We start from the raw sequence: 21,799 nt of genomic DNA on the forward strand, positions 1-21,799 counted from the left end.
ACCGGGCCACCTGGGCACCCCTACGGTTGTGCCCATGCGTCAGGTCAGCCGGCTCCGGGCCGGGCTGCGCTCGTACCTGAGGTCGAGCCTGTGGGAGATGACCCCGCGCGACCACCGCCAGAGCGACCGCGAGTTCCGTCGCCGCCAGCTGGTCAGCGCGGTCGTCGTGGTCATCGGTGCCGTGGTGCTCGGCTTCACGCTGCGCTTCATCGACCCCGAGGACTTCGGCCGCTTCTACGCCGCCACCGCGCTGCTCGCCGGCGTGTGGGCGGTCGGGGCCTTCGCGTCCGGCCCGCTCCACCTCGGGCGCATCGGCAACCCCGCCGAGCCCGACCTGGTGGCCCCCCGGCCGGTGCTGCAGCCGCTGCTGCTCGGCGCGGCCCTCGCCCTGGTCTTCGTGGCCGGCGCCTACCTCATCACCGAGGTGCCCTTCCTCGACCGCAACCTGACGCCCTTCATCGCCTCGGTGCTGGAGCACACCCAGCAGGGCAGCGCGGTGGTCCTGCTGCTGGTGACCGTGGTCAACGGCATCGCCGAGGAGCTCTTCTTCCGCGGGGCGATGTACGCCGCGATCCGGCGCCACCAGGTCGCCTGGACCACGCTCGCCTACACCATCGCCACGCTGGCCACCGGCAACGTGATGCTCGGCTTCGCGGCCGTCGTCGTCGGCGCGATCGTCGGGCTGCAGCGCCGGGCCAGCGGCGGCATCCTGGCGCCGATCATCACCCACCTCACCTGGTCGGTGACGATGCTCTACGCGCTCCCCGCCGTCTTCCTCTAGTCCCGGGGGCCGCTCACCGCCCGGCGTCGGCCCTGCGGTCCTCGAGCGCCTTGCGCACCATCTCGGCGTACGACATCGGCGTGCCGGGCACGACCTGCTGGATGCTGTGGTCCTTGACGACGACCGGCACGCCCATCGAGTCGACCAGGTTGCGGCCGGTGGTGACGTCGACGTCGGTGATCAGGGCCAGCCAGCGCGACGAGAGGCCGGGGCTCAGCACGGGCACTGTCACGATCGGGACCGGACGGCCCTTGATCAGCCGGCCGGCCGTGCGCAGCATCTCCAGGTAGGAGAGCTGGTCGGTGCCGCCCACCTCGTAGGTGCGTCCCAGCGCCTCCTCGCGGTCGGCCACGCCGACGAGGTAGCGCACCACGTCGTCGAGCGAGATCGGCTGCGTGCGGGTCTTGGCCCAGCGGGGCACCACCATGGCCGGCAGGTTCTGCGCGAGCTGGCGGGTGATCTCCCAGCTGATGCCGCCGTGGCCGACCACGATGGCGGCCCGCAGCGTCGTCACGGGCACGCCGGTGCTGCCGAGCAGCCCCTCCACCTCGCGGCGCGAGCGCAAGTGCGCCGAGAGCTCCTCGTCGTCGTCTCCGAGACCACCCATGTAGACGATCTGGCGTACGCCGGCCTCCGCGGCGGCGGCCGCGAAGGCTCGCGCGGCCTCGGCGTCCTTGCGCTCGAAGTCCTCGTCGTCGAGGGAGTGGACCAGGTAGTAGGCCACCTCGACGCCGGTGAGCGGCTCCTTGAGGGAGTCGGCGTCGCCGACGTCGCCGGCCACGGGCGTGCCCGGGCCGTCGTACTCCTCGGGGCGGCGGGTCATCGCGCGCACGTCGTGCCCGTCGGAGGCGAGCGAGGCGACGAGCGGTCGGCCGATGAAGCCGGTGGCGCCGGTGACGAGGATGCGGGTCATGCTGCGTGGGGTACCCCCAGGCGGCCGTGGGTCACGGGAGGTGGGTCACCGGCGGTCTCCACAGGTCACCACGACGAAACGTGCTGGCGATAGCCTCCTGTCATGTCCTACCTGCTGCGCGTCGCTCTGCCCGACGTGCCCGGGTCGCTGGGTCGGCTGGCCTCCGCCATCGGCTCGGCGGGCGGCAACATCGACGCCATCGAGATCGTCGAGCGCACCGACGGCCGCGCCGTCGACGACGTCTTCCTCGCCGCCGAGCCGGGCGTGATGCCCGACAGCATCATCTCGGCGTGCACCCAGCTCGACGGCGTCGACGTGCTGTGGATCTCCCGCTACGGCGCCGGCTCCAACCTGACCCGCGACCTCGAGGTCGTCGAGGCGATGACCTCGCAGCCCGACAGCGCCCGTGACGTGTTGGTCGACCTCGCCCCGGCCACCTTCGTGGTCGACTGGGCGGTCCGCCTGCGTCGTGACGGTGACGGGGTCGCGCTGGCCCACGGGTCGCCCGCGGCCCCGAGCGAGGTCCCCGACGACCTGCGCTGGCCCGACGCCGCGAGCATGGAGCGCGGGCGTCGCTTCGAGCTCCCCGAGCGCCTCTCCGACCTGCTGGTCGCCGGCTGCAGCTTCGACGCCGACGAGATGGTCGTGGTGGCCCGTCGCGGCGGCCCACCGATCCTCGACTCCGAGATCGCCCGGTTGCGGCACCTCGCCGCCCTGGCGCAGTCGATCGACCGCTGATCCGGCAGGGGCTGGGACGGCTCAGCGCCGGCCGACGACGTACGTCGCCGTGTGCGGCCCGGCCTCGAGTCGCCGCACCAGCTCCTGGCGACGCAGCAGGCGCGCGTCGCTGAGGGGAGCGGTGCGGCGCGGCAGCCGGTCGAGCAGCGGCAGTGAGGCGACCAGGGCGCCGACGAGCGCCAGCGCGACCACCAGGGCGACCAGGAGCACGCCGTCGCCGCTGCGCAGCAGACGGCTCAGAGCGAGCGCCGCGAGGACCATGAGCACGAGCGAGCCGGCCGCGCGCGCTCGACGGCCGTGTCGTCCCTCGTCGTGCCGTCGCATCGCGCCCCCCGCGGGCCCTGACCACGGCTGGGCCCGCGGTCGAGTCCACGACGTTAAGTCCGATTCAGGCGTATTGCAACGATAGTTGCGGTTTGAACCAGTGGGGGGACCGCTCCGTCAGTCGACGGGGGTGAGCTTGAAGAGCGGGATCTGCCGGTCCGTCTTCTCCTGGTACGACGCGTAGGTGTCCCAGGTGCTCACGGCGAGCTCCCACAGGTCGGCGCGCTCCTCGCCCTCCACGAGCTCGGCGCGGTAGGTCTTCTTGACCGCCCCGTCCTGCAGCTCGACCTCGGGGTGCGCCACGAAGTTGTGGTACCAGACCGGGTGCTCGGGCGCCCCTCCCTTCGAGGCGACGGCGACGTAGACGCCGTCGCGCTCCACCCGCATCAGCGGGGTCTTGCGGACCTTGCCGCTCTTGGCGCCCCGGTTGGTGATGACCACGATCGGGTCGTTCGTGCCGGGGAGCGTGTTGGCCTCCTGGCCGTTGCTCGCCTCGAACTGCTCGACCTGGTCGCGCACCCACTTCGCGGGGCTGGGCTCGTACTCGCCTTCGATCGCCATGACCCCACCCTCCCACCGCCGTCCACCCCCCGCCCTACAGTCCGCACCATGAGCGCGATCGACGGTGTCAGCGAGACCTTCGACCCGGAGCGGTGGGAGGAGGTGCCCGGATTCGAGGACCTCACCGACCTGACCTACCACCGGGCCCGAGAGCACGGCACGGTGCGCGTGGCCTTCGACCGCCCCGACGTGCTCAACGCCTTCCGGCCCCACACCGTCGACGAGCTGCTGCGCGTGCTGGACCACGCACGCACGACCTCCGACGTCGGCTGCGTGCTGCTCACCGGCAACGGCCCGGCCGAGCGGCACGGCAAGTGGGCCTTCTGCACCGGCGGCGACCAGCGCATCCGCGGCCGCTCGGGCTACCAGTACGAGGACGGCACCGGCGGCGACCAAGAGGACGCACGCACCCCCGCCGACAAGGCCCGTCTCGGGCGGCTGCACATCCTGGAGGTGCAGCGGCTGATCCGCTTCATGCCCAAGGTCGTCATCTGCCTGGTGCCCGGCTGGACGGCCGGGGGCGGCCACTCCCTGCACGTGGTGTGCGACCTGACCCTGGCCAGCGCCGAGCACGCCCGCTTCAAGCAGACCGACGCCGACGTCGGCAGCTTCGACGCCGGATTCGGCTCGGCGTACCTCGCCCGCCAGGTGGGCCAGAAGCGCGCCCGCGAGATCTTCTTCCTCGGCCAGACCTACGACGCCGCCGAGGGCGTGGCGATGGGCACCGTCAACCGCGCCGTCCCTCACGCCGAGCTCGAGGAGGTCGGGCTGGAGTGGGGCCGGCTGGTCAACGGCAAGAGCCCGACGGCCCAGCGGATGCTCAAGTACGCCTTCAACGCCATCGACGACGGCCTGGTCGGCCAGCAGCTCTTCGCCGGCGAGACCACCCGGCTGGCCTACATGACCGACGAGGCCGCCGAGGGCCGCGACCAGTTCCTGGAGAAGCGCGACCCCGACTGGTCGCCGTACCCCTGGTACTACTGATCTGGCGGGTTTGCGCAGGTCGGGACGGGGTTGAGGCTCAGAGGTCCGCGTCTGGTCCTCGATGAGCCCTCAAGGAGTCGACGGCTTTCCACGGCGTGACCTCTTCCAGTAGACGGAACTTGTAGCCACGGGTACTTTGGTACCTGAGGTTCAACCCGGTACCTCAGGTCAAGGAGCTTCCCTGCCATGGCTACCGCCCCGATCAAGGTCGACGCTGCGACCGACGAGCTCGTCTCGCACGCAGCGCACTTCATGTCCCGCTCGAAGAAGGACATCGTCGACGCTGCCGTGCGCGAGTTCATCGACGCGCACCGCGACGAGATCAACGCGGGCGTCAAGGCTGCCCTTGGAAAGCTGAACTGCACCGACGCGGCTGCTGTCGCCATGATGACCGGCCTGAGCGCGGAGGAGCTCGACGAGCTCGGCGGAGTGCCGAAGTAGTCGCTCCGACCCGCGCGCGCCGACTTCGTCGGACCCGGCCACTAGGTTCGGAGCATGGCCGCGGATCCGATCAGCGTGCGTCCGACCAAGCGCTGCATCGACGATCTCGGCGTCGACCTGCCGGATCTCGGTCTGCCGCTCAACGAGATCGCGCACTCGGTCATCGCCAGCGCGCAGTCCCTGCCCGAGCAGAGGGACGCCGGCGGTGCCGAGCGGGTGGTGTCGCTGTCTGACCGCGTCTGGTTCAAGGTCAAGACGTCGGACCACCGAGCAGCTGCCACCGAGCTCGGTTCCGGTGAGGTCCCCGACTGGACACCTCCGACCAGGGGCGCTTGGTGGATCTGAGCTGCAGGTCGGCGGCAGGACGACAGCCCTCAGCGCGACTTCTATGCCGCGCTGAAGCGCGAGTGCACGTCTGGCAAGTCGGTCTCCACCGACCACCTGCTCCCCGGTGACTGGGATTGGAAGCGCTTGAGCGCAGAGCAGGCCGTGGCCTGGCGGCGCGCCATGAAGCGGATGGTCATCGGTCTGATCGCGACCTCGCTCAAGACCGGACACACGGCCGTCGCCGAGTTCCGTACTCATCGGATCATGGCGCTCGTGCGGGCCAGCAACGGCCACGAGGCGTATCTTGCCATCGTCGCCGAGGGTGTTCCCGACCCACAGGTCATCGCGCTGCTGCTGGACTGCGTGCCCGGCGTGGACCGGGACGACTGGCAGGCCGAGCCTTCGGCTGTCGCCGGACTGAACCCTGGGCCAGGCGAGGTCATCTGGTCGACTCTGTTTCCATCAGAGATCGCCAGCGCGATCCTCGACCTCGACGACGAGTGACCTGACCGCCTGCTGCAGGTCGCCGGCTGCCGCGCGGGTCCGGTCCTCCGCCGCGGCCGACCGAAACCCGACAGTTGGCTTCCCTGGTACTACTGAGCGGATGACGCGACACGTCCCGGCTGCTCCGCGCCCGGGCTCTGTCCCCGACTGGGACTCGCTGGTGGCAGCTCTCGCGGAGCTGGGCGTCGTCGAGCCCGACCACCGCGGGCTGGCCGTGAGCTTCACCGACGCCCGCGGCGACGAGCGGCGGGTGGTCGTGATGATCACGCCGGACGAGTGGATCGACCTTCTCGACTTCGGCGGCATCGCCGAGACCGACGCCGCGGCCGAGGTGGTCCAGATGCTTCGGGAGAGCGACCCGGAGGTCCAGGCGCTGATCGCCACCCACGACTACAACGTGGTCCTGGCCCCCTACCTGCCACCCACGCGACCCTGACGTCTCGGACCCGATCTCGCCGGGTGGTCTGCGAGGTCGGGTGGTCGAGCAGGGCGCGCAGCGCCAGTCTCGAGACTCACCGACCACCGCGAGTGCGCGGAGTACGGCAGGATCGCCGGGTGCGGGTGGTGGTGCTGACGGGTGCGGGGATCTCGGCCGAGAGCGGGCTGCGCACCTTCCGTGACTCCGGCGGGCTGTGGGAGGGCCACGACCCGATGCAGGTCGCGACCCACGAGGCGTACGACGCCGACCCCGACCTGGTGCAGCGCTTCTACGACGAGCGCCGCGCGGCGCTGCTGCGCGCGGAGCCGAACGCCGCGCACGTCGCGCTCGCGCGGCTCGAGGAGCACCTCGGCGACGACCTCCACCTGGTCACGCAGAACATCGACGACCTGCACGAGCGCGGCGGGTCGCGGCAGGTCCATCACATGCACGGTCGGCTCCGCGCCGCCTGGTGCGTCGCCTGCGACCGCCGGCACGACTGGGACGGCACGCTCGTCGACCGGCCGGCGTGCCCGGCGTGCGGCGTCCGGGCCCTGCGGCCCGACGTGGTCTGGTTCGGCGAGGTGCCCTACGACATGGAGACGGTGCAGCAGGCGCTCTTCGACTGCGACCTCTTCGTGTCGATCGGCACCTCGGGCCTGGTCTACCCGGCCGCGGCCTTCGTCCACTTCGCGATCGGCAACGGCGCCGACACCCTCGAGCTCGACCTCGACCCGCCCCGCGTCTCCGACTTCGCCACGAGCATCGCCGGCCCGGCGACCCAGACCGTGCCCCGGTGGGTCGACTCGTTGCTCTCCGACTGAGGCGTCCCGCTCGAGCAGGGGAGCCTCGCCTTCGTTGCAGGTCAGCCGCGTACGACGCACCCTGGAGACGTGAGCGCGCCCACCCCCGCCCTGCACCCGCACGAGCCGCACGACGACGGGCTGCACGGCCGGCTCAACGCGCTGCGTGCGGCCGTGCTCGGTGCCAACGACGGCATCGTCTCCGTCGCGGGGCTGGTGATGGGCGTCGCGGGCGCCACGACCGACCGCGGCGTGATCGCGGTGGCCGGGGTCGCGGGCCTGGTCTCGGGCGCGCTCAGCATGGCGGCGGGGGAGTACGTCTCGGTCAGCACCCAGCGCGACACCGAGGGCGCCCTGGTCGAGAAGGAGCGCCGAGAGCTCGCCGAGGAGCCCGAGGACGAGCTGGCCGAGCTGACGCAGCTCTACGTCGACAAGGGGCTCTCGCCCGGGCTGGCCGGGCAGGTCGCCACCGAGCTGACCGCCGGCGACGCGCTGCGCGCCCACCTCGACGTCGAGCTCGGCATCGACCCCGACGCCCTGGTCAGCCCGTGGCAGGCGGCGTGGGCCTCGATGCTCTCCTTCACGGTCGGGGCGCTGCTGCCGCTGCTCACGATCCTCGCCTTCCCGGCGGGGCTCCGCGCGTGGGTGACGGTCGCCGCGGTCGCCCTCGCGCTCGCGCTCACGGGCTGGCTCAGCGCGCGGGCCGGCGACGCCCCGGTCGCCCCCGCCGTACGCCGCGTCGTCCTCGGCGGCACGCTCGCGATGGCGGTCACCTACGGCATCGGCTCGCTGCTGGGCGTCGGACTCGCCTGATCCGGCAGCTCGCCGTGTGACAGGCCGCACAGATCCCGGCGACGCGGCGCGACTCCCCTAGGGTGCGGCCATGAGGCTCGCCGTCGTCCGAGAGACCCGCCCGGGCGAGACCCGGGTCGCACTGGTGCCCGAGCTGGTCGGCAAGCTGACCGGGCTCGGCTTCGAGGTGGGCGTGGAGCCCGGCGCGGGGGAGCAGGCCGGCTTCGCCGACGAGGAGTACGCCGAGGCGGGTGCGACGCTCGTCGACCACCTCCTCCCCGGCGCCGACGTCGTCGTCGCGGTCAATGCGCTCGACCCCGATCGGGCGCTCTCCCTGCGACCGGGTGCGACGACCGTGTCCTTCCTCCCGGTCACCACCTCCCACGACCTCGTCGCCCAGCTGCGCGACGCGCAGGTGACCAGCTTCGCGATGGAGCTGGTGCCGCGGATCAGCCGCGCGCAGTCGATGGACGCCCTCTCCTCGCAGGCGCTGGTCGCGGGCTACCGCTGCGCCATCGTCGCGGCCGGGCTGCTGCGCCGCTTCTTCCCGCTCAACATGACCGCCGCCGGCACGGTGCAGCCCGCGCAGGTCGTCGTGCTCGGCGCCGGGGTCGCCGGGCTGCAGGCGATCGCGACCGCCAAGCGGCTCGGCGCGGTGGTGCAGGCCTACGACGTCCGCGCCGCGGCGGCCGAGGAGATCCGCTCGATGGGCGCCAAGGCGATCGAGCTGGAGCTGGAGACCCTCGAGGGCGCCGGCGGCTACGCCCGCGAGATGACCGAGGACCGCGCAGCCCGCCAGAAGGAGCTGCTCGCGCCCTACATCGCCGCCGCCGACGCGCTGATCACGACCGCGGCCGTGCCGGGGCGGCAGGCGCCGCTGCTCGTTACGCGCGAGATGGTCGAGGCGATGGGGCCGGGCTCGGTGGTGGTCGACCTCGCCGCCGAGACGGGTGGCAACGTCGAGGGCTCGGTCGCCGGCGAGATGGTGCGGGTCGGCCACGCGCAGGTGTGGGGCGGGCTCAACGTGCCCGCGCAGATGCCCGGACCCGCCTCGCGGCTCTACGCCCAGAACGTCGTCAACCTGCTCACCCTGATGACCCGCGACGAGGCCTTCGACCCCGACTTCGACGACGAGGTGGTCGCCGGTGCGTGCGTCACGCACGCCGGCCGGATCCACCACGACCCGACCCGTGAGGCGATCGAGGGGCCCGACCAGCCGGAGCCCGAGCGCGAGCCCGAGTCCCCGCCGGAGCCGACCGCCGACGCCCAGCCCGCTCCCGACCAGGAGCTCTTCGACCAGGAGGAGAAGCCGTGAACGACGCCGTCGTCTGGTTGACGATCTTCGTGCTCAGCGTCTTCGTGGGGATCGAGGTGATCTCCAAGGTCTCTTCGACGCTCCACACGCCGCTGATGTCGGGCGCCAACGCCATCCACGGGATCATCCTGCTCGGCGCGATCCTCGTCACCGGCACCAGCGACAACGCCGTGGCGGTCACCGTCGGCCTGGTCGCGGTCGTGCTCGCCGCCATCAACATGGTCGGTGGCTTCGTGGTGACCGACCGGATGCTCCAGATGTTCACCCGACGTCGCAAGCCGGCCAAGGAGGTCGCGCGATGACCGCCACGCCGGTCTGGGTGCAGCTGGTCTACCTCGCCTGCGCCGTCTGCTTCATCCTCGCCCTCAAGGGGCTCTCCGGGCCGCGTACGGCGCGCACCGGCAACCTCGTGGGCGCCGGTGCCGCCGTGGTCGCCTGCGCGGTGCCCTTCTTCTACCTCGACCTCGACCACGTCGTGCCGATCCTGGTCGCGATCGCGGTGGGCACGGTCGCCGGCGCCGTGGGGGCGCGGCGTGTCCAGATGACCCAGATGCCGCAGATGGTGGCGCTCTTCAACGGGGTCGGCGGTGGCGCCGCCGCCCTGGTGGCGCTGCTGGAGCTGCGGGAGCTGCTGCCCGGGGCGGGTCACGCCGACGCGAGCTGGTTCATCCTCGTGGCCACCGCCTTCACCATCTTCGTCGGCTCGGTCTCCTTCGCCGGCTCGGTGGTCACCTTCGCCAAGCTGCAGGGGCTGATGACCTCGGCGCCGGTCGTCTTCCCGGGCCTCGCCGTCGTCTTCGGCGCCGGCCTGGTCGGCGGCGTCGGGCTCTCCACCCAGCTGGTGCTCTCGCCGGCCATGTGGGTCGGCATCGTGCTCGGGCTGGTCGGGCTGGTCTTCGGCGTGCTGCTCGTCCTGCCCGTCGGCGGCGCCGACGTGCCGATCGTGATCTCGCTGCTCAACGCCTTCACCGGGCTCACGGTCGCGGCGGGCGGCTACGTGCTCGACAACGTGGTGCTCCTCGTCGCCGGCACGCTCGTCGGGGCCTCCGGCACCTTCCTCACGCTGCTGATGGCCCGCGCGATGGGTCGCTCCGTGGCCAACATCCTCTTCGGCGCGCTCAAGGGCGGCTCCACGCTCGGGGGCGGCGAGGTCTCCGACCGGCCGGTCAAGAGCGCCGGCCCCGAGGACGTCGCCATCATGCTGGGGTACGCCGACCGCGTCATCATCGTGCCCGGCTACGGCCTGGCCGTCGCCCAGGCCCAGCACACGCTGCGCGAGCTGGTCGACGTGCTGAGCGAGCGCGGCGCCCAGGTCGACTACGCGATCCACCCGGTGGCCGGCCGCATGCCCGGCCACATGAACGTGCTGCTCGCCGAGGCCCAGGTGCCCTACGAGCAGCTCAAGGAGATGGACGACATCAACGGCGACTTCAAGGACGCCGACGTCGTGCTGGTCGTGGGCGCCAACGACGTGGTCAACCCGGCGGCCAAGACGACCCCCGGCGCCCCCATCTACGGCATGCCGATCCTCAACGCCGACGAGGCCAAGCAGGTCGTCTTCATGAAGCGCTCGATGCGTCCGGGCTTCGCCGGGATCGAGAACGAGCTGCTCTTCGAGGACAACACCACGCTGCTCTTCGGCGACGCCAAGGACTCGATGAGCAAGCTGCTCAACGCCGTCAAGGCACTGTGAGGCCCGACCGGCACCTGGGCCACCCGGTGGTGGTCCAGCGCGACGGGGATCCCCAATAAGCCGGACATAGCGCACGAATCTCTCTCATACTCCTCCTACCGACACGAGTCGTGGCCGACGGGGAGATCAGCACAGTGCACGCACACCATGCCGCAGCAGCGCCTGCGCCCTGGGGTCTGCCGGTGCGCGCCCGTGCCGTGCGACTGGCCCGGTACGGCGTGCTCCCGCCGGCGCTGCTCGTCCTGACCGTCGCGCTCGCCCTGGTGCTCGTGCCGGCCCCCGGCGCCGCGGCGCAGATGCCGATCGCGTGGGTCCCGGCGGCGCTGGGCGTCGCCCTGCTCCTGCTGGTGCCCACCCGCTGGAGCGCCGCCGTGGTCGCGGTGCTCGCCGGCGTCACGCTGCTGGCGTGGGCCGAGCGCGGGCACGGCTGGGACGTCTCGGCCGGCCTCGCGCTGGGGTACGCCGCCGCCAGCACCACGACGTGGCAGCTGCTGCGGCGCGGCCGTGAGCAGGTCGCGATGCAGGACGAGGGCGACGTGTCGCGCCTGATCGGCGCCGCAGCGGCGGGATCCGCCGTCGCCACCGTGGGCGTCTCGGCGACCTCCACCGTCACGGGCCTCGAGGTCGGCACGGCAGCCCTCGTCAGCACCTTCTGCGGCACGGCGGCGGCGATGGTCGTGCTGCTGCCGCTCTTCGTGCCGCACAACCGCTTCCGGCCACTGGCCGGGCTCGGCGAGCGGGTCGGCTCCGCCGTCGTCACCCTCGGGGTGGGCGCGGTCGTGCTCAGCGACCTGGTGCCCGCGCCGGTCGTCTTCGCGGTGATGCCGATGTTCGCCTGGCACGCCTTCCGCGGCACGCTGCGCGACGCCTCGCTCGTGCTGGTCGGCCTCAGCGTGCTGGCCGGGCTGATGACCCTGCTCGGCGTCGGGCCGATCGCCGCCCTGGAGGGCCGGTGGGGCCTGCCGCCCGACGGCGTCAACGCGGTGCTCCAGCTCTTCCTGCTCGACTGCGGCCTGATCCTGCTGCCCATCTCGGTCGTGGTCACCCAGCAGCGGCGGGCCGCGGCCAAGTCGGCCGCCGAGCGGGCCACGCTGGAGCGGCTGATCTTCTCCGCTGCCGGCTCCGCCATCGTGGCCACCGGACCCGACGGCCGCATCTCGGTCTTCAACCCGGCCGCCGAGGAGCTGTGGGGCTACCGCGCGGAGCAGGTCATCGGCGAGGTGCCCGACGTGCTCTGGAGCGACCAGGAGCTGCGCCGGATGGCCGAGCAGCTCGGCACCGCGCCGGTCGTCGCCGACCTCTGGCAGGCCAGCGTGGAGCAGGGGCGCACCACCGAGCTGTGGCACTCGCGCCGCTTCGACGGCACCCAGCACGTGGCGCAGATCGTCGTCTCGCCCGTGCTCGACGAGCACGGCGACGCGGCCGGCTACATGCTCACCGCCGTCGACGTGACCGAGCGCGAGCTGGCCCAGCAGGCGCTGCTGGAGACCCTCGAGCACCAGCGGGCCGCCAACGAGCGGCTGCAGGACCTCGAGCGGGTCAAGGGTGACTTCGTCGCCACGGTCAGCCACGAGCTGCGCACGCCCATTACGAGCATCATCGGCTACACCGAGGTGCTCGAGGAGGGCATGGCCGGCGAGCTGAGCGTCGACCAGCTCGACGTGGTCGACCGGGTCGACCGCAACAGCCGACGGCTGCTCAGCCTGGTGGAGGACCTGCTCACGCTCTCCGAGATCGAGACCTCGCGCCTGGAGATCGAGCCGGAGGCCGTCGACCTGCGCGACGTCGCCCGCTGCGCCCACGACGAGCTGACGCCCGCGCTGCGCAACCGGAGCCTGGAGGTGCGCCTGACGCTGCCAGCACGGCCCGTGGTGCACGACGCCGACCCGGCGCAGCTGCGTCGGATGCTGGGCAAGCTGCTCGGCAACGCCGTGAAGTTCACCCCCGACGGCGGGGAGGTCTCGCTCGCGGTGCGCGTCACCGACGACGGCGCCGAGCTCGTCGTCACCGACACCGGCCCGGGCATCCCGGCATCGGAGCAGGACCGGCTCTACGACCGCTTCTTCCGCTCCCAGAGCGCGACCGAGCAGGCGGTGCAGGGCACCGGTCTCGGGCTCACGATCGTGCAGGCCATCGCGGCGCTGCACGGCGGCCACGTCGGCATCCGCTCAGCGGAGGGGCACGGGACCGAGGTCACGGTCTGGCTCCCGGCCCGCCGTCCCACCCCCGAGCCGCTGCTGCCGGTGCAGGGCGGGTCCGCCGGCCGCTGAGCCGCGCCGTTCCTCGGGCTACTCAGCCAGGCCGTAGAGCCGGTCGCCCGCGTCGCCGAGCCCCGGCACGATGTAGCCCTTCTCGTTGAGTCGCTCGTCCTGCGCCGCCGTCACCACGGCGACGGGCACGTCGACCCCCGCCAGGCCGGCCTCGAGGTTGGCGACGCCCTCGGGCGCCACCAGCAGGCAGATGGCGGTGATGTGGTCGGCGCCCCGGTCGGTGAGGAAGTTGATGGCCGCGGCGAGGGTGCCGCCGGTCGCGAGCATCGGGTCGAGCACGTAGCACTGCCGGCCCGACAGGTCGGCGGGCAGGCGCTCGGCGTACGTCGAGGCCTCGAGCGTCTCCTCGTTGCGCACCATGCCGAGGAAGCCGACCTCCGCGGTCGGCACCAGCCGCATCATCCCCTCGAGCATCCCGAGGCCGGCCCGCAGGATCGGCACGACCAGGGGGCGCGGACGGCTCAGCGAGACGCCCTCGGTGGGCGAGACCGGGGTGGTGATCGAGCTCGGCTCCACCCGCACGTCGCGGGTGGCCTCGTAGGCCAGCAGGGTGACCAGCTCCTCGGTGAGCCGCCGGAACTCCGGCGACGCCGTGCGCTGGTCGCGCAGCGCGGTGAGCTTGTGGGCGACGAGCGGGTGGTCGACGACGTGCAGGCGCATGGGAGCACCGTAGAGGTTGCCCGGGAGGTCACGCCTCGGCGCGGTGGTCGCGGCGGTCCGGTTCTGACACGATCGTCGTGGCGTGCCGGCCACAGCCGACGGGAGCGGGCGATGACGGAGCTCGATGGTGCCGAGGTCGACGAGGTCGACCTCGCCGTCGTGGCCTACCTCGACGACGGCGAGTGGCAGCTCGACGACCTGCCCGACCGCGCGCTCGGCGACGTGGTGGCGGTGGCCGAGGAGCTGCGCCGCTACCCCGACCCCGACGCCCTGGCGCTGATCTCGGTGGGCGACGACTTCGCGCTGCTCGTGCGCAGCGACGAGGGCCGCACCCAGGTGGTGCTCTCCGACGTCACCGCGGCCCTGGAGTGGGACCTCGCCCGCTCGGTCGCCGACCTGCTGGGCGTGGAGGTCGACGAGGACGAGGAGCCGGGCCCCGCGGGCGACCTCAGCCTGCTCGTCGACGCCGGCGTCAGCGCGCCCGACCTCGCTGCCCTGATCGACGACGAGCCCGTGCCCGAGGAGCTGCTCGCCGCCATCGCCGACGAGCTCGGCTTCGGCGACGACTTCGAGGAGTACCTCGACGACAGCCCCCGGGAGCCGGTCGAGGTCCCCGACGAGGACGACGACGACCTCGACGACCGCGATCGCGGGGTCGACCGGGACGACCGGGCGTGACGCCGGCGCTCGACGCCTGGCGCGGCCCCATGCGCGAGGCGCTCGACCTGGCGGCGTCCGCCGCCGCGTGGGGCGACGTGCCGATCGGGGCGGTGGTCGTCGGTCCCGAGGGCGACGTGGTCGGCCGCGGGGCCAACGTGCGCGAGCGCGACCACGACCCCGCCGGCCACGCCGAGGTCGTGGCCCTGCGCGCGGCCGCGCTCGCCCGCGGGGAGTGGCGGCTCACCGGCTGCACGCTCGTGGTGACGCTCGAGCCGTGCACCATGTGCGCCGGCGCGGCGGTGCTCGCCCGCGTCGACCGCGTCGTCTTCGCGGCGTACGACGACAAGGCCGGCGCCGTCGGCTCGCTGTGGGACGTCGTCCGCGACCGCCGCCTCAACCACCGCCCCGAGGTGCTCGGCGGCGTGCTGGCCGAGGAGTCGACCGCCCTGCTCGACGACTTCTTCACCCACCACCGCTCCTGACCTGCAGGTCGTGAGTCCCAGGACGCGCCCCAGCGCGTCGCCGGACCCACGACCGCGATTGGAGCGGCCGGCGCGCCGTCCGGTAGCCTCTCCGGCGGTGGCGTGTCCGAGCGGCCTAAGGAGAACGCCTCGAAAGCGTTTGTGGGTGCAAGCCCACCGAGGGTTCAAATCCCTCCGCCACCGCCGCAACCAGACCCCGTCCGGGCACGTCCCAGGCGGGGTCTGCTGCGTCCGGGCGTACGCCGCCCGGTCCGGAACGGGGATTCGGGAGCGCAGCTCCGCGGGCGCACCTACGGTGTCGACCGTGAGCGGGCGGGGGCCGACGCGGGCGAAGGCCCTTGACGAGACGAAGGTCGGTGCGGGCGCGTCTCACGCCAACAAGGAGGTGGGGACCTCGTGAAGGGGAAGCGGCGCAAGAGCCGCCGAGTGCCGCTCGCGGGGCCAGACCGCAAGGGGCAGGTGGCCGGGGAAAGCCACCAGCGCGTCCTCAGCATCACCTGCGTCGACCTGCCCGGGCGCAGGAGGGCTCTCGTCGACGGCCCGGACAACTCCTGCATGCAGGCCGCGATCTCCGGCACGTTGGGGTTCGGACCCGAGATCGGGGGCTACCGGTACCTCTCGCTGCTGGGCAGGAGCAGCGCCACCGTCGTGCTCCTCCCGCACCGCTCGAGCGTGGTCGCTGCCGACGACGGAGGCGTCGACGTCACCGTCTTCGGTGTCGAGCTCGCGCTCGGCGAGGAGATCCGCGGGGGCGGCGGAGGCGTCGACCTGTCGGAGGAGCCGCTGCCGCCCGGGGTCGACCTGACGGGGGAGGACTTCATCGAGGCGCTGCAGAGCCTGACGGTGGGGGATCGCGAGCTGACCTTCCTGGACGTCGGCCCGGGCTGAGGGCGTCCCCGCCGCAGGTGCAGGCAACCGCAGAGGGGTCGGCGCGCGAAGTGAGGACACCCCGCCGACGGCGTGGTCCTGTCCGCACACTCCGAGAGGTTCCGATGAAGCTCACGATCCCCCGCCTGCTGGCGGCGCTGCCCCTCGCGCTCGCCTCCGTCGCCCTCGCCGCACCCGCCCAGGCGGTCGACTCGGGCGGTGACGCCCAGGTCTCGGTGCTGCACGCCATCCCCGACGCCACGGTCGACGTCTACGCCAACGGCGAGCCGCTGCTCACCGACTTCGAGCCCGGCACGCTCACCGACCCGGTGGCGCTGCCCGCCGGCTCCTACGACCTGAAGGTCACCGAGGCCGGGGCGGGTGCCGACGCCGACGCCGTCGTCGAGGCCTCCGGGGTCGAGGTGCCGGCCGGCGCCAACATCACGGTGACGGCCAACCTCGACGCCGAGGGCAACCCGGCGCTGACGCCCTTCGTCAACGACACCTCCGCGGTCGCCGCCGGTCAGGCCCGGGTCACCGTCCGTCACACCGCCGCCGCCCCCGCGGTCGACGTGCGTGCCGACGGTGCCCCGGTCTTCACCGACCTGACCAACCCCAACGAGGACAGCACCGAGGTCCCGGCCGGCACCATCAGCGCCGACGTCGTCCTGGCCGGCACCGACACCGTCGCGATCGGTCCGGCCGACCTCGACCTCGCCGAGGGCACCAGCACCATCGTCTACGCGTGGGGCAGCGCCGAGGCCGACAACCTGCAGCTCGCCGTGCAGACCATCTCGGGCGTGCACTCCGCGCCCGGCGGTGTGGCCGCCGGCAGCGGTGGGCAGGCGGCGGACCTGTACGCCGGCGGCGTGACGGGCTGGTGGATGGCCCTGGGCGCGCTCGTCGCGGGCTCGGTCGCCCTGGCCGTGGTGCGACCGCAGCGGAGCGCCGCTCGCCGGTGACGCGGCTGGACACCTCCGGGAGGGCTGTCGTCGTCGTGACGGCAGCCCTCCTGGGCGCGCTCGTGACCGCCTGGCTGGTCGGCGACGGTACGCCGCCGCGCGAGGTCGCGAGCACTGCGCAGGCGCGCGCCGCGGAGCCGACGGCGTCGCCCGCGCGGCCGCCGCGCGCCGTGCGGACCGAGAAGTCGCCTCCCGAGGCGCGGGAGCCGCGCCCGCCGACGGGGCTGCGGGTGCCCGCGCTCGACCTCCAGCTGCCGGTGCGTGCGCTCGGGGTCGACGACCGCGGGGGGATGGCGCTGCCGGAGACGCCCTTCGCGGCCGCCTGGTACCGCTTCGGCCCGGGTCCGCTCGACCCGCGGGGCGCCACCGTGGTCGCCGGCCACGTCGACACCGCTGAGGAGGGGATCGGGCCGCTCGCGGGGATCACGGCGCTGCGGCCGGGCCAGGACGTCGTCCTCGACGTCGGCGAGGAGACCGTGCGCTACCGCGTCGAGGAGGTGCGCCAGGTCGACAAGGCCGTGGTCGACCTCGACGCGCTCTTCTCCCGCGAGGGCCCGCCGCGGCTGCACCTGGTCACCTGCGGCGGCCCCTACCTGCCGGAGGCGGGCGGCTACCAGGCCAACGTCGTCGTGGTCGCCAGCCGGACCTGAGCCCGAGGTGGGCCGCCCAGTCGGCGACGGAGGCAACCGGAGGCGGTGCCGGCGACGAAGCACCGTCGTGGACCCGGGGCAGGCGCTCGGCGTGAGGCTGGCGGAGCAGGACGAGGCTGCTCTCGAGGAGGCCTACGCCCTCTACGGGCCGTCGCTGCTGAGCTACCTGCGCCGCTTCGTCGGACCCGACGAGGCCGAGGACGTGCTGCAGCGCACCTTCCTCGACGTCTGGCGCCACGCGGGGCGCTACCAGCCGGAGCAGCGCTTCAGCAGCTGGCTCTTCACCATCGCCCACCACCGGGCCGTCGACACCGTACGGCGCCGCCGCGACCGGGTGGTCGACGTCGACAGCGTGCGCGGACTGGTGGGGGAGGACGGCCGTGAGACCGCCGCGACGTACGCCGACGCGGCGCTCGTGCGCGCCGCCCTCGACCGGCTCCCCGCGCACGAGAGGGAGGTGCTGGACTTGGCGTACTACGCCGACCTGACCCAACGCGAGATCGCCGACCGGCTCGACGTGCCCCTCGGCACCGTCAAGGCGCGGGCGGCCCGCGGCACCCGGCGACTGGCCGGGATCATCCGTGACGAGCACCTGGGGGACGACTCGTGAGCAGCGACATGGAGCACCCGGACCTCGCGGGCCTGCTCACCGGCGACCTCGACAGCGCCGAGGCGGTCGCCGCGGGCGCTCACCTGGAGACCTGCGAGCAGTGCCGCGCCGAGCTCGTGGAGGTGGCGGTCGGGCACGCGCTGCTGCGGCGCAGCGCCCGCACCCTCGGCGACCCCGGCCGGCCCCAGGACCTGCCGTCGCTGCCGCCACCGCCGCAGGCGCCACGGCGGCCCGGACGTCGCCGGGCCCTGGCGATGGCGGCCGCCGCAGCCGTCGTGGGCGTGCTCGTCGGAGGCGCGGTGACCGCGGTCGTCACCCAGCGCGAGGAGCCGCCGTCGGCCTCGCCGTCGCCGGCGCCCGCGCCGGTCGCGGTCGCCCCGCTTGAGGCGTACGGCGAGGTCGACCCCGCGGTCGGCGGCGAGGTCGAGCTGTACGCCGCGGAGCCCGGCCACACCCAGGTACGGATCCGCACCGGCGACCTCTCCCCGGCCGGCGGCACCCGCTTCTACTACGCGTGGCTGCTCGACCCGGCGACCAACAAGATGCTGCCGCTGGGCCAGGTCGGCCCCGAGGGCGGCTCTTTCGACGTCGCCGACTCGATCCTGGCCTCCTACAGCGCGGTCGACATCAGCCTCGAGGACGACGACGGCGACCCGGGCCACTCGGTCACCTCGGTGCTGCGCGGAGACCTCTGAGGCGACCTGTGAGGCGATCGGCCGAGACGTGCATCCGCTCGGGCGAGAGCCCGCGAAGTACCTCCCGACGGCCGGACCCGCCGGCCGACCTGGGAGGGAGAAACAGATGAAGCGAGCACTGGCAGCGGTGGTGGCGGCCCTGGTGGCGGCGACCGGTCTGGTCGTCGGCACCTCGGCGCCCGCCTCGGCTCACGGCAAGCACAACCCGCGCGCCCACGCGAAGGTGGGCTTCACGCAGGTGACCGTGGCCCCACCGGTCTACGAGCTGATCGCCTCAGCGGGCATCACGCCCGCACCGCTGGCCGGCGCGACGGCGTTCCCCACCAGGGGCACGCTGGCCGCGCGCTTCCCGATCACCGACATCCGCCTGAGCAAGCTGCAGATCCGGCACTCCGGCGGGCTCTCGCTGACGGCCGGCGCGGCCACCATCGCGCTCTCCCACTTCACCATCGACCTGCGGCGCCACCGGGTCAGCGGCGTCGTCGCGGGCAGCATCGGCGACGTCGGCCGGGTCGACCTCTTCAAGATCCGTCGCTCCGACCGGCGTGACCTCGGCGCGCTGCGGCTGACGCTCACCGACACCGCCGCCGGTGCCCTCGACGCCACCTTCGGCGTCGAGGCCTTCGCCGAGGACGCGACCTTCGGCTACGCCACGCCGCGTCCCTTCGGCCGCCTCTGAACGGAGGCCCGCCGGACCCGGCGGTGCCGTGCCCCCCGTCCCCTGGTCACGGCCCCGCCGGGTCACCACCCCTGCTGAGAGACTGGAGCCATGGTGCGCAGGATCGAGCCCGGACCGGGGCAGGAGTCGGTGTGGGACTACCCCCGCCCGCCGGCGCTGGTGCCCTCCGACCGCCACGTCGTCGTACGCCGCGGCGAGACGCTCGTGGCCGAGACCCGGGCGGCGTACCGCGTGCTCGAGACCAGCCACCCGCCGACCTGGTACCTCCCGCCCGACTCCGTCGTCGCCGACGTGCTGCGGCCCGCGAGCGGCAGCAGCGTCTGCGAGTGGAAGGGCGTGGCGAGGTACGCCGACGTGCTCGACGTGCCGCGCGCGGCGTGGGCCTACGACGACCCCACCCCCGGCTTCGTGCCGATCGCGGGCTACTACGCCTTCCACCCCGCCCAGGTCGCGTGCTTCGTCGACGGCGAGCGGGTGCGGCCGCAGGAGGGCGGCTTCTACGCCGGGTGGATCACCGACGACGTCGTCGGTCCCTTCAAGGGGGCTCCCGGCACGCTGGGCTGGTGAGCCGCTCGGCTCAGCAGCGCGCTCAGTGACGCTCCTCCAGGCCGACCGCCTCGCGCAGCTTGCTGGTGGCCTCGGAGAGCGCGGGGTCGTCGGCGGCGCGCGAGTCCATCAGCTCGGCGAGCCCCTCGGCGATCAGGTTGAGCTTCTCCTGGGCCGCCTCCTCGGCGCGGCGGCCGGAGTTCTCCAGCAGCGCCAGCAGCAGCAGCGTCACCACCGAGGCGGTCGTGTGGATGACGTACTGCCACTCCTTGAGGTTGGGCCACAGCGGCGCGCTCAGCGCCCACCCGACGACCACGACCAGGCACAGGGTGAAGAAGGGCGCCGAGCTGGCCTGCCGGTGGCCCCACTCCACGAAGCGCTCGAAGGCGTTGCGACCATCGGCGCGGTGGCGGTCCTCGGCGGCGTCTCGCTGCATGAAGCGCAATCTAGGCCGGGGCGCGCCGAGATGTGAGACGCGCCGCGTGAGGCTCAAAACAAGATAAAGTCGATCCAGTTACGTTTTATACCTGGGGAGACGACCATGACGTCCGCCGTCGACGTGCACCAGCACCTCTGGCCCGAGGAGCTGGTCGACCGGCTGCGCGCCCGCACGCGGGCGCCGTACCTGCGCGGCTGGACGCTGCACCTCGAGGGGGAGGCGCCGTACGACGTGGTGCCCGACGCCCACGACCCCGCCGCGCGCGCCGCCGCCGACCGTGACGACGGGGTGGCGCTGGCCTGCGTGAGCCTGTCGGCGCCGCTCGGGATCGAGCAGCTGCTGCCCCCGGTGGCGCGGCCGCTGCTGGCCGCGTGGCACCGCGGCGTGCGCGCGCTGCCCGAGCACTTCCGCGGCTGGGCCTCGGTCGCCTCGCTCGAGCCCGACCTGGCCGAGCTGGACGCGCTGCTCGGCGACCCTCGCTTCGTCGGGGTGCAGCTGCCAGCCACCGACCTGCTGACCCCGGGGGCCTGGCAGCGCGCGGCCCCGGTCCTCGCGGTCGCGGAGGAGCGGGGTGCGGCCGTGCTGGTGCACCCCGGGCCGGCGCACGCCGTCTCGGGGGAGCAGGCGCTGCCCGGCTGGTGGGCGCCCGTCGTGGGCTACTCCGCGCAGCTCCAGGCGGCCTGGTGGGCCTGGCACGCCTTCGACGCCCGCTCGTGGTTCCCCGACCTGCGGGTGGTCTTCGGCGCGGGCGCCGGGCTCGCGCCGCTGCTCACCGAGCGCCACGGGCTGCGCGGCGGCGAGCGCACCGCCGTCGACCCGGAGGTCTACGTCGACACCTCCGGCCACGGCGCCCGCACCCTCGAGGCGCTGGTCCGCGTGCTGGGCGTCGACCCGCTCGTGCTCGGCAGCGACCGGCCGTACGCCGCCCCGCTCGCCCACCTGCTCGGCGACGCCGCCACCCACGCGGTCCGCGTCGCCAACCCTCGTCGGCTGCTGGGCCTGTCTCCCGTGACAGGCCCGGCGACCGCCTTCCCCAACGCACGACCCGAAGGAGCACCGACATGGACCAGCACCAGCCTGGCGGGGTGAGCACCCTCGCGCCGCCCACGGCGGAGCGCGCGACGGGAGTGCCGGCGGAGGCCGCCGCGCCGCTCTCGTCGTACGACGCGACGCTGCGGCTCACCGACCTGCCCGACCGCGACCGCGACCTCGAGCCCGCCGAGCTCGAGGCGCTGGCGGCCGCCGTCGCGCAGCAGCCGGAGACCTGGGAGCACCTGGTCGGCTTCGACGGGGAGCAGCGGGTCTACGCCTCGCTGCACCGCGACACCCACGTCGACCTCTGGCTGCTGTGCTGGGTGCCCGAGAACGACACCGGCTGGCACGACCACGACGTCTCCTCCGGGGCCGTCGCCGTGGTGCGCGGCGAGCTCGTCGAGAGCAACCTGACCCTGCTCGCGGGCGCTCGCGAGACCTCCGTCGCCGCCGGCTCGGTCTTCTCCTTCGGCCCCGACCACATCCACCGCCTCAACGGCGCCCGGCACGGCTCGGTCAGCGTGCACGCCTACAGCCCGCCGCTGTGGCGGATGGGGCAGTACGCCGTCGACGACGCCGGCCTGCTGCGCCGGGTGTCGCTGTCGTACGCCGACGAGCTGCGCCCGATCGACTGAGCGGGTCCGGACCCGGCC

At 73.4% G+C, this 21,799-nt stretch carries 29 protein-coding genes and 1 tRNA gene; 25 read left to right on the top strand and 5 right to left on the bottom strand.

All coding sequences use genetic code 11. The features are described from left to right. Positions 1-34 precede the first annotated feature (34 nt). On the top strand, positions 35-781 hold the full coding sequence (locus IG63_RS0107525; RefSeq protein WP_030483764.1) for a CPBP family intramembrane glutamic endopeptidase: 747 nt from the start codon (positions 35-37) through the stop codon (positions 779-781). Between the two features lie 13 nt (positions 782-794). Here the strand turns inward: IG63_RS0107525 and IG63_RS0107530 are convergent, their stop codons facing one another. Further along, on the bottom strand, positions 795-1,694 hold the full coding sequence (locus IG63_RS0107530) for an NAD(P)H-binding protein (protein WP_030483765.1): 900 nt from the start codon (positions 1,692-1,694) through the stop codon (positions 795-797). A gap of 102 nt (positions 1,695-1,796) precedes the next feature. Between IG63_RS0107530 and IG63_RS0107535 the strand changes: the two genes are divergently transcribed. Beyond that, positions 1,797-2,432, top strand: coding sequence for an ACT domain-containing protein (locus tag IG63_RS0107535; protein WP_030483766.1), 636 nt, complete (start codon positions 1,797-1,799; stop codon positions 2,430-2,432). A 21-nt stretch (positions 2,433-2,453) separates the two neighbouring features. On the opposite strand, the gene IG63_RS0107540 is transcribed toward IG63_RS0107535, so the two are convergent. Both IG63_RS0107540 and IG63_RS0107545 read right to left on the bottom strand, forming a co-directional pair. Next, complete coding sequence (locus tag IG63_RS0107540) at positions 2,454-2,756, bottom strand: hypothetical protein (RefSeq protein ID WP_030483767.1); 303 nt, start codon at positions 2,754-2,756, stop codon at positions 2,454-2,456. Between the two features lie 117 nt (positions 2,757-2,873). Beyond that, positions 2,874-3,317, bottom strand: coding sequence for a nitroreductase family deazaflavin-dependent oxidoreductase (locus IG63_RS0107545; RefSeq protein WP_030483768.1), 444 nt, complete (start codon positions 3,315-3,317; stop codon positions 2,874-2,876). A gap of 48 nt (positions 3,318-3,365) precedes the next feature. On the opposite strand from IG63_RS0107545, the gene IG63_RS0107550 reads away from it, so the two are divergent. From IG63_RS0107550 to IG63_RS20515, 11 genes are all read left to right on the top strand, one after another. Further along, entirely contained in the window at positions 3,366-4,301 is a 936-nt protein-coding gene (locus IG63_RS0107550) for a 1,4-dihydroxy-2-naphthoyl-CoA synthase (RefSeq protein ID WP_030483769.1), read from the top strand. 186 nt (positions 4,302-4,487) lie between these two features. Continuing rightward, positions 4,488-4,742: a hypothetical protein gene (locus tag IG63_RS0107555; RefSeq protein ID WP_030483770.1), complete on the top strand. Its 255-nt coding sequence runs from the start codon at positions 4,488-4,490 to the stop codon at positions 4,740-4,742. 54 nt (positions 4,743-4,796) lie between these two features. Beyond that, the gene (locus IG63_RS23260) at positions 4,797-5,087 is read left to right on the top strand and encodes a hypothetical protein (protein WP_211249247.1); all 291 of its coding nucleotides are present in this window, start codon (positions 4,797-4,799) and stop codon (positions 5,085-5,087) included. 126 nt (positions 5,088-5,213) lie between these two features. Next, positions 5,214-5,573: a hypothetical protein gene (locus IG63_RS23265; RefSeq protein ID WP_211249248.1), complete on the top strand. Its 360-nt coding sequence runs from the start codon at positions 5,214-5,216 to the stop codon at positions 5,571-5,573. A gap of 160 nt (positions 5,574-5,733) precedes the next feature. Then, complete coding sequence (locus tag IG63_RS0107565; protein ID WP_030483771.1) at positions 5,734-6,009, top strand: hypothetical protein; 276 nt, start codon at positions 5,734-5,736, stop codon at positions 6,007-6,009. Positions 6,010-6,128: 119 nt separating this feature from the next. After that, complete coding sequence (locus tag IG63_RS0107570; RefSeq protein WP_030483772.1) at positions 6,129-6,815, top strand: NAD-dependent deacylase; 687 nt, start codon at positions 6,129-6,131, stop codon at positions 6,813-6,815. A 69-nt stretch (positions 6,816-6,884) separates the two neighbouring features. Next, positions 6,885-7,607 carry a VIT1/CCC1 transporter family protein gene (locus IG63_RS0107575; protein WP_030483773.1) on the top strand — a complete coding sequence of 241 codons (723 nt, stop codon included), beginning with the start codon at positions 6,885-6,887 and terminating at the stop codon, positions 7,605-7,607. Between the two features lie 70 nt (positions 7,608-7,677). Beyond that, entirely contained in the window at positions 7,678-8,901 is a 1,224-nt protein-coding gene (locus IG63_RS0107580) for a Re/Si-specific NAD(P)(+) transhydrogenase subunit alpha (RefSeq protein ID WP_084596809.1), read from the top strand. Further along, the gene (locus IG63_RS0107585) at positions 8,898-9,203 is read left to right on the top strand and encodes an NAD(P) transhydrogenase subunit alpha part 2 (protein WP_030483775.1); all 306 of its coding nucleotides are present in this window, start codon (positions 8,898-8,900) and stop codon (positions 9,201-9,203) included. The genes IG63_RS0107580 and IG63_RS0107585 overlap by 4 nt, the downstream gene beginning before the upstream one ends. After that, entirely contained in the window at positions 9,200-10,594 is a 1,395-nt protein-coding gene (locus tag IG63_RS0107590) for an NAD(P)(+) transhydrogenase (Re/Si-specific) subunit beta (protein ID WP_030483776.1), read from the top strand. The genes IG63_RS0107585 and IG63_RS0107590 overlap by 4 nt, the downstream gene beginning before the upstream one ends. Positions 10,595-10,776: 182 nt before the next feature. Beyond that, complete coding sequence (locus IG63_RS20515) at positions 10,777-12,864, top strand: sensor histidine kinase (protein ID WP_036194706.1); 2,088 nt, start codon at positions 10,777-10,779, stop codon at positions 12,862-12,864. A gap of 18 nt (positions 12,865-12,882) precedes the next feature. On the opposite strand, the gene upp is transcribed toward IG63_RS20515, so the two are convergent. Next, positions 12,883-13,524 (bottom strand): uracil phosphoribosyltransferase, encoded by a 642-nt coding sequence (upp, locus tag IG63_RS0107600; protein ID WP_030483778.1) that lies wholly within the window; start codon positions 13,522-13,524, stop codon positions 12,883-12,885. Positions 13,525-13,635: 111 nt separating this feature from the next. Here upp and IG63_RS0107605 point away from each other — a divergent pair, with 111 nt between their 5' ends. The 10 genes from IG63_RS0107605 (at position 13,636) to IG63_RS0107650 (ending at position 19,696) form a co-directional block, all read left to right on the top strand. Further along, complete coding sequence (locus tag IG63_RS0107605) at positions 13,636-14,202, top strand: tRNA adenosine deaminase-associated protein (RefSeq protein WP_051706342.1); 567 nt, start codon at positions 13,636-13,638, stop codon at positions 14,200-14,202. A gap of 29 nt (positions 14,203-14,231) precedes the next feature. Beyond that, positions 14,232-14,666 (top strand): nucleoside deaminase, encoded by a 435-nt coding sequence (locus tag IG63_RS0107610; protein WP_030483780.1) that lies wholly within the window; start codon positions 14,232-14,234, stop codon positions 14,664-14,666. A gap of 96 nt (positions 14,667-14,762) precedes the next feature. After that, positions 14,763-14,849 (top strand) — tRNA-Ser (locus tag IG63_RS0107615). 213 nt (positions 14,850-15,062) lie between these two features. Further along, positions 15,063-15,554 (top strand): hypothetical protein, encoded by a 492-nt coding sequence (locus IG63_RS0107620; protein WP_157210067.1) that lies wholly within the window; start codon positions 15,063-15,065, stop codon positions 15,552-15,554. Positions 15,555-15,658: 104 nt separating this feature from the next. Beyond that, positions 15,659-16,495, top strand: coding sequence for a DUF4397 domain-containing protein (locus tag IG63_RS0107625; protein ID WP_036194708.1), 837 nt, complete (start codon positions 15,659-15,661; stop codon positions 16,493-16,495). A gap of 35 nt (positions 16,496-16,530) precedes the next feature. After that, complete coding sequence (locus IG63_RS0107630) at positions 16,531-17,145, top strand: class F sortase (protein WP_157210068.1); 615 nt, start codon at positions 16,531-16,533, stop codon at positions 17,143-17,145. A gap of 67 nt (positions 17,146-17,212) precedes the next feature. After that, positions 17,213-17,755 carry an RNA polymerase sigma factor gene (locus tag IG63_RS0107635; RefSeq protein ID WP_036194710.1) on the top strand — a complete coding sequence of 181 codons (543 nt, stop codon included), beginning with the start codon at positions 17,213-17,215 and terminating at the stop codon, positions 17,753-17,755. After that, positions 17,752-18,450 (top strand): anti-sigma factor domain-containing protein, encoded by a 699-nt coding sequence (locus tag IG63_RS0107640; protein WP_030483785.1) that lies wholly within the window; start codon positions 17,752-17,754, stop codon positions 18,448-18,450. The genes IG63_RS0107635 and IG63_RS0107640 overlap by 4 nt, the downstream gene beginning before the upstream one ends. Before the next feature lie 106 nt (positions 18,451-18,556). Further along, positions 18,557-19,129: a hypothetical protein gene (locus IG63_RS0107645; RefSeq protein WP_157210069.1), complete on the top strand. Its 573-nt coding sequence runs from the start codon at positions 18,557-18,559 to the stop codon at positions 19,127-19,129. A gap of 90 nt (positions 19,130-19,219) precedes the next feature. Beyond that, positions 19,220-19,696, top strand: a complete 477-nt coding sequence (locus tag IG63_RS0107650) for a DUF427 domain-containing protein (protein WP_030483787.1) — start codon at positions 19,220-19,222, stop codon at positions 19,694-19,696. 22 nt (positions 19,697-19,718) lie between these two features. Here IG63_RS0107650 and IG63_RS0107655 read toward each other — a convergent pair whose 3' ends face one another. After that, complete coding sequence (locus IG63_RS0107655) at positions 19,719-20,111, bottom strand: low affinity iron permease family protein (protein ID WP_030483788.1); 393 nt, start codon at positions 20,109-20,111, stop codon at positions 19,719-19,721. Between the two features lie 105 nt (positions 20,112-20,216). Between IG63_RS0107655 and IG63_RS0107660 the strand changes: the two genes are divergently transcribed. Both IG63_RS0107660 and IG63_RS0107665 read left to right on the top strand, forming a co-directional pair. Next, complete coding sequence (locus IG63_RS0107660; protein ID WP_157210070.1) at positions 20,217-21,203, top strand: amidohydrolase family protein; 987 nt, start codon at positions 20,217-20,219, stop codon at positions 21,201-21,203. Next, complete coding sequence (locus IG63_RS0107665) at positions 21,200-21,781, top strand: cysteine dioxygenase (RefSeq protein ID WP_036194842.1); 582 nt, start codon at positions 21,200-21,202, stop codon at positions 21,779-21,781. The genes IG63_RS0107660 and IG63_RS0107665 overlap by 4 nt, the downstream gene beginning before the upstream one ends. Positions 21,782-21,799 lie beyond the last annotated feature (18 nt).

This window comes from Nocardioides aequoreus (genome assembly GCF_000720335.1).
GTDB classification, from domain to species: Bacteria; Actinomycetota; Actinomycetes; order Propionibacteriales; family Nocardioidaceae; genus Marmoricola; species Marmoricola aequoreus.

What these genes read in the sequence shown, in the direction of transcription:
- IG63_RS0107525 (WP_030483764.1), top strand. Translation starts at nt 35, where the DNA reads ATGCGTCAGGTCAGCCGGCTCCGGGCCGGGCTGCGCTCGTACCTGAGG.
- IG63_RS0107530 (WP_030483765.1), bottom strand. Translation starts at nt 1,694, where the DNA reads ATGACCCGCATCCTCGTCACCGGCGCCACCGGCTTCATCGGCCGACCG.
- IG63_RS0107535 (WP_030483766.1), top strand. Translation starts at nt 1,797, where the DNA reads ATGTCCTACCTGCTGCGCGTCGCTCTGCCCGACGTGCCCGGGTCGCTG.
- IG63_RS0107540 (WP_030483767.1), bottom strand. Translation starts at nt 2,756, where the DNA reads ATGCGACGGCACGACGAGGGACGACACGGCCGTCGAGCGCGCGCGGCC.
- IG63_RS0107545 (WP_030483768.1), bottom strand. Translation starts at nt 3,317, where the DNA reads ATGGCGATCGAAGGCGAGTACGAGCCCAGCCCCGCGAAGTGGGTGCGC.
- IG63_RS0107550 (WP_030483769.1), top strand. Translation starts at nt 3,366, where the DNA reads ATGAGCGCGATCGACGGTGTCAGCGAGACCTTCGACCCGGAGCGGTGG.
- IG63_RS0107555 (WP_030483770.1), top strand. Translation starts at nt 4,488, where the DNA reads ATGGCTACCGCCCCGATCAAGGTCGACGCTGCGACCGACGAGCTCGTC.
- IG63_RS23260 (WP_211249247.1), top strand. Translation starts at nt 4,797, where the DNA reads ATGGCCGCGGATCCGATCAGCGTGCGTCCGACCAAGCGCTGCATCGAC.
- IG63_RS0107580 (WP_084596809.1), top strand. Translation starts at nt 7,678, where the DNA reads ATGAGGCTCGCCGTCGTCCGAGAGACCCGCCCGGGCGAGACCCGGGTC.
- IG63_RS0107590 (WP_030483776.1), top strand. Translation starts at nt 9,200, where the DNA reads ATGACCGCCACGCCGGTCTGGGTGCAGCTGGTCTACCTCGCCTGCGCC.
- upp (WP_030483778.1), bottom strand. Translation starts at nt 13,524, where the DNA reads ATGCGCCTGCACGTCGTCGACCACCCGCTCGTCGCCCACAAGCTCACC.
- IG63_RS0107605 (WP_051706342.1), top strand. Translation starts at nt 13,636, where the DNA reads ATGACGGAGCTCGATGGTGCCGAGGTCGACGAGGTCGACCTCGCCGTC.
- IG63_RS0107610 (WP_030483780.1), top strand. Translation starts at nt 14,232, where the DNA reads ATGCGCGAGGCGCTCGACCTGGCGGCGTCCGCCGCCGCGTGGGGCGAC.
- IG63_RS0107625 (WP_036194708.1), top strand. Translation starts at nt 15,659, where the DNA reads ATGAAGCTCACGATCCCCCGCCTGCTGGCGGCGCTGCCCCTCGCGCTC.
- IG63_RS0107645 (WP_157210069.1), top strand. Translation starts at nt 18,557, where the DNA reads ATGAAGCGAGCACTGGCAGCGGTGGTGGCGGCCCTGGTGGCGGCGACC.
- IG63_RS0107650 (WP_030483787.1), top strand. Translation starts at nt 19,220, where the DNA reads ATGGTGCGCAGGATCGAGCCCGGACCGGGGCAGGAGTCGGTGTGGGAC.
- IG63_RS0107655 (WP_030483788.1), bottom strand. Translation starts at nt 20,111, where the DNA reads ATGCAGCGAGACGCCGCCGAGGACCGCCACCGCGCCGATGGTCGCAAC.
- IG63_RS0107660 (WP_157210070.1), top strand. Translation starts at nt 20,217, where the DNA reads ATGACGTCCGCCGTCGACGTGCACCAGCACCTCTGGCCCGAGGAGCTG.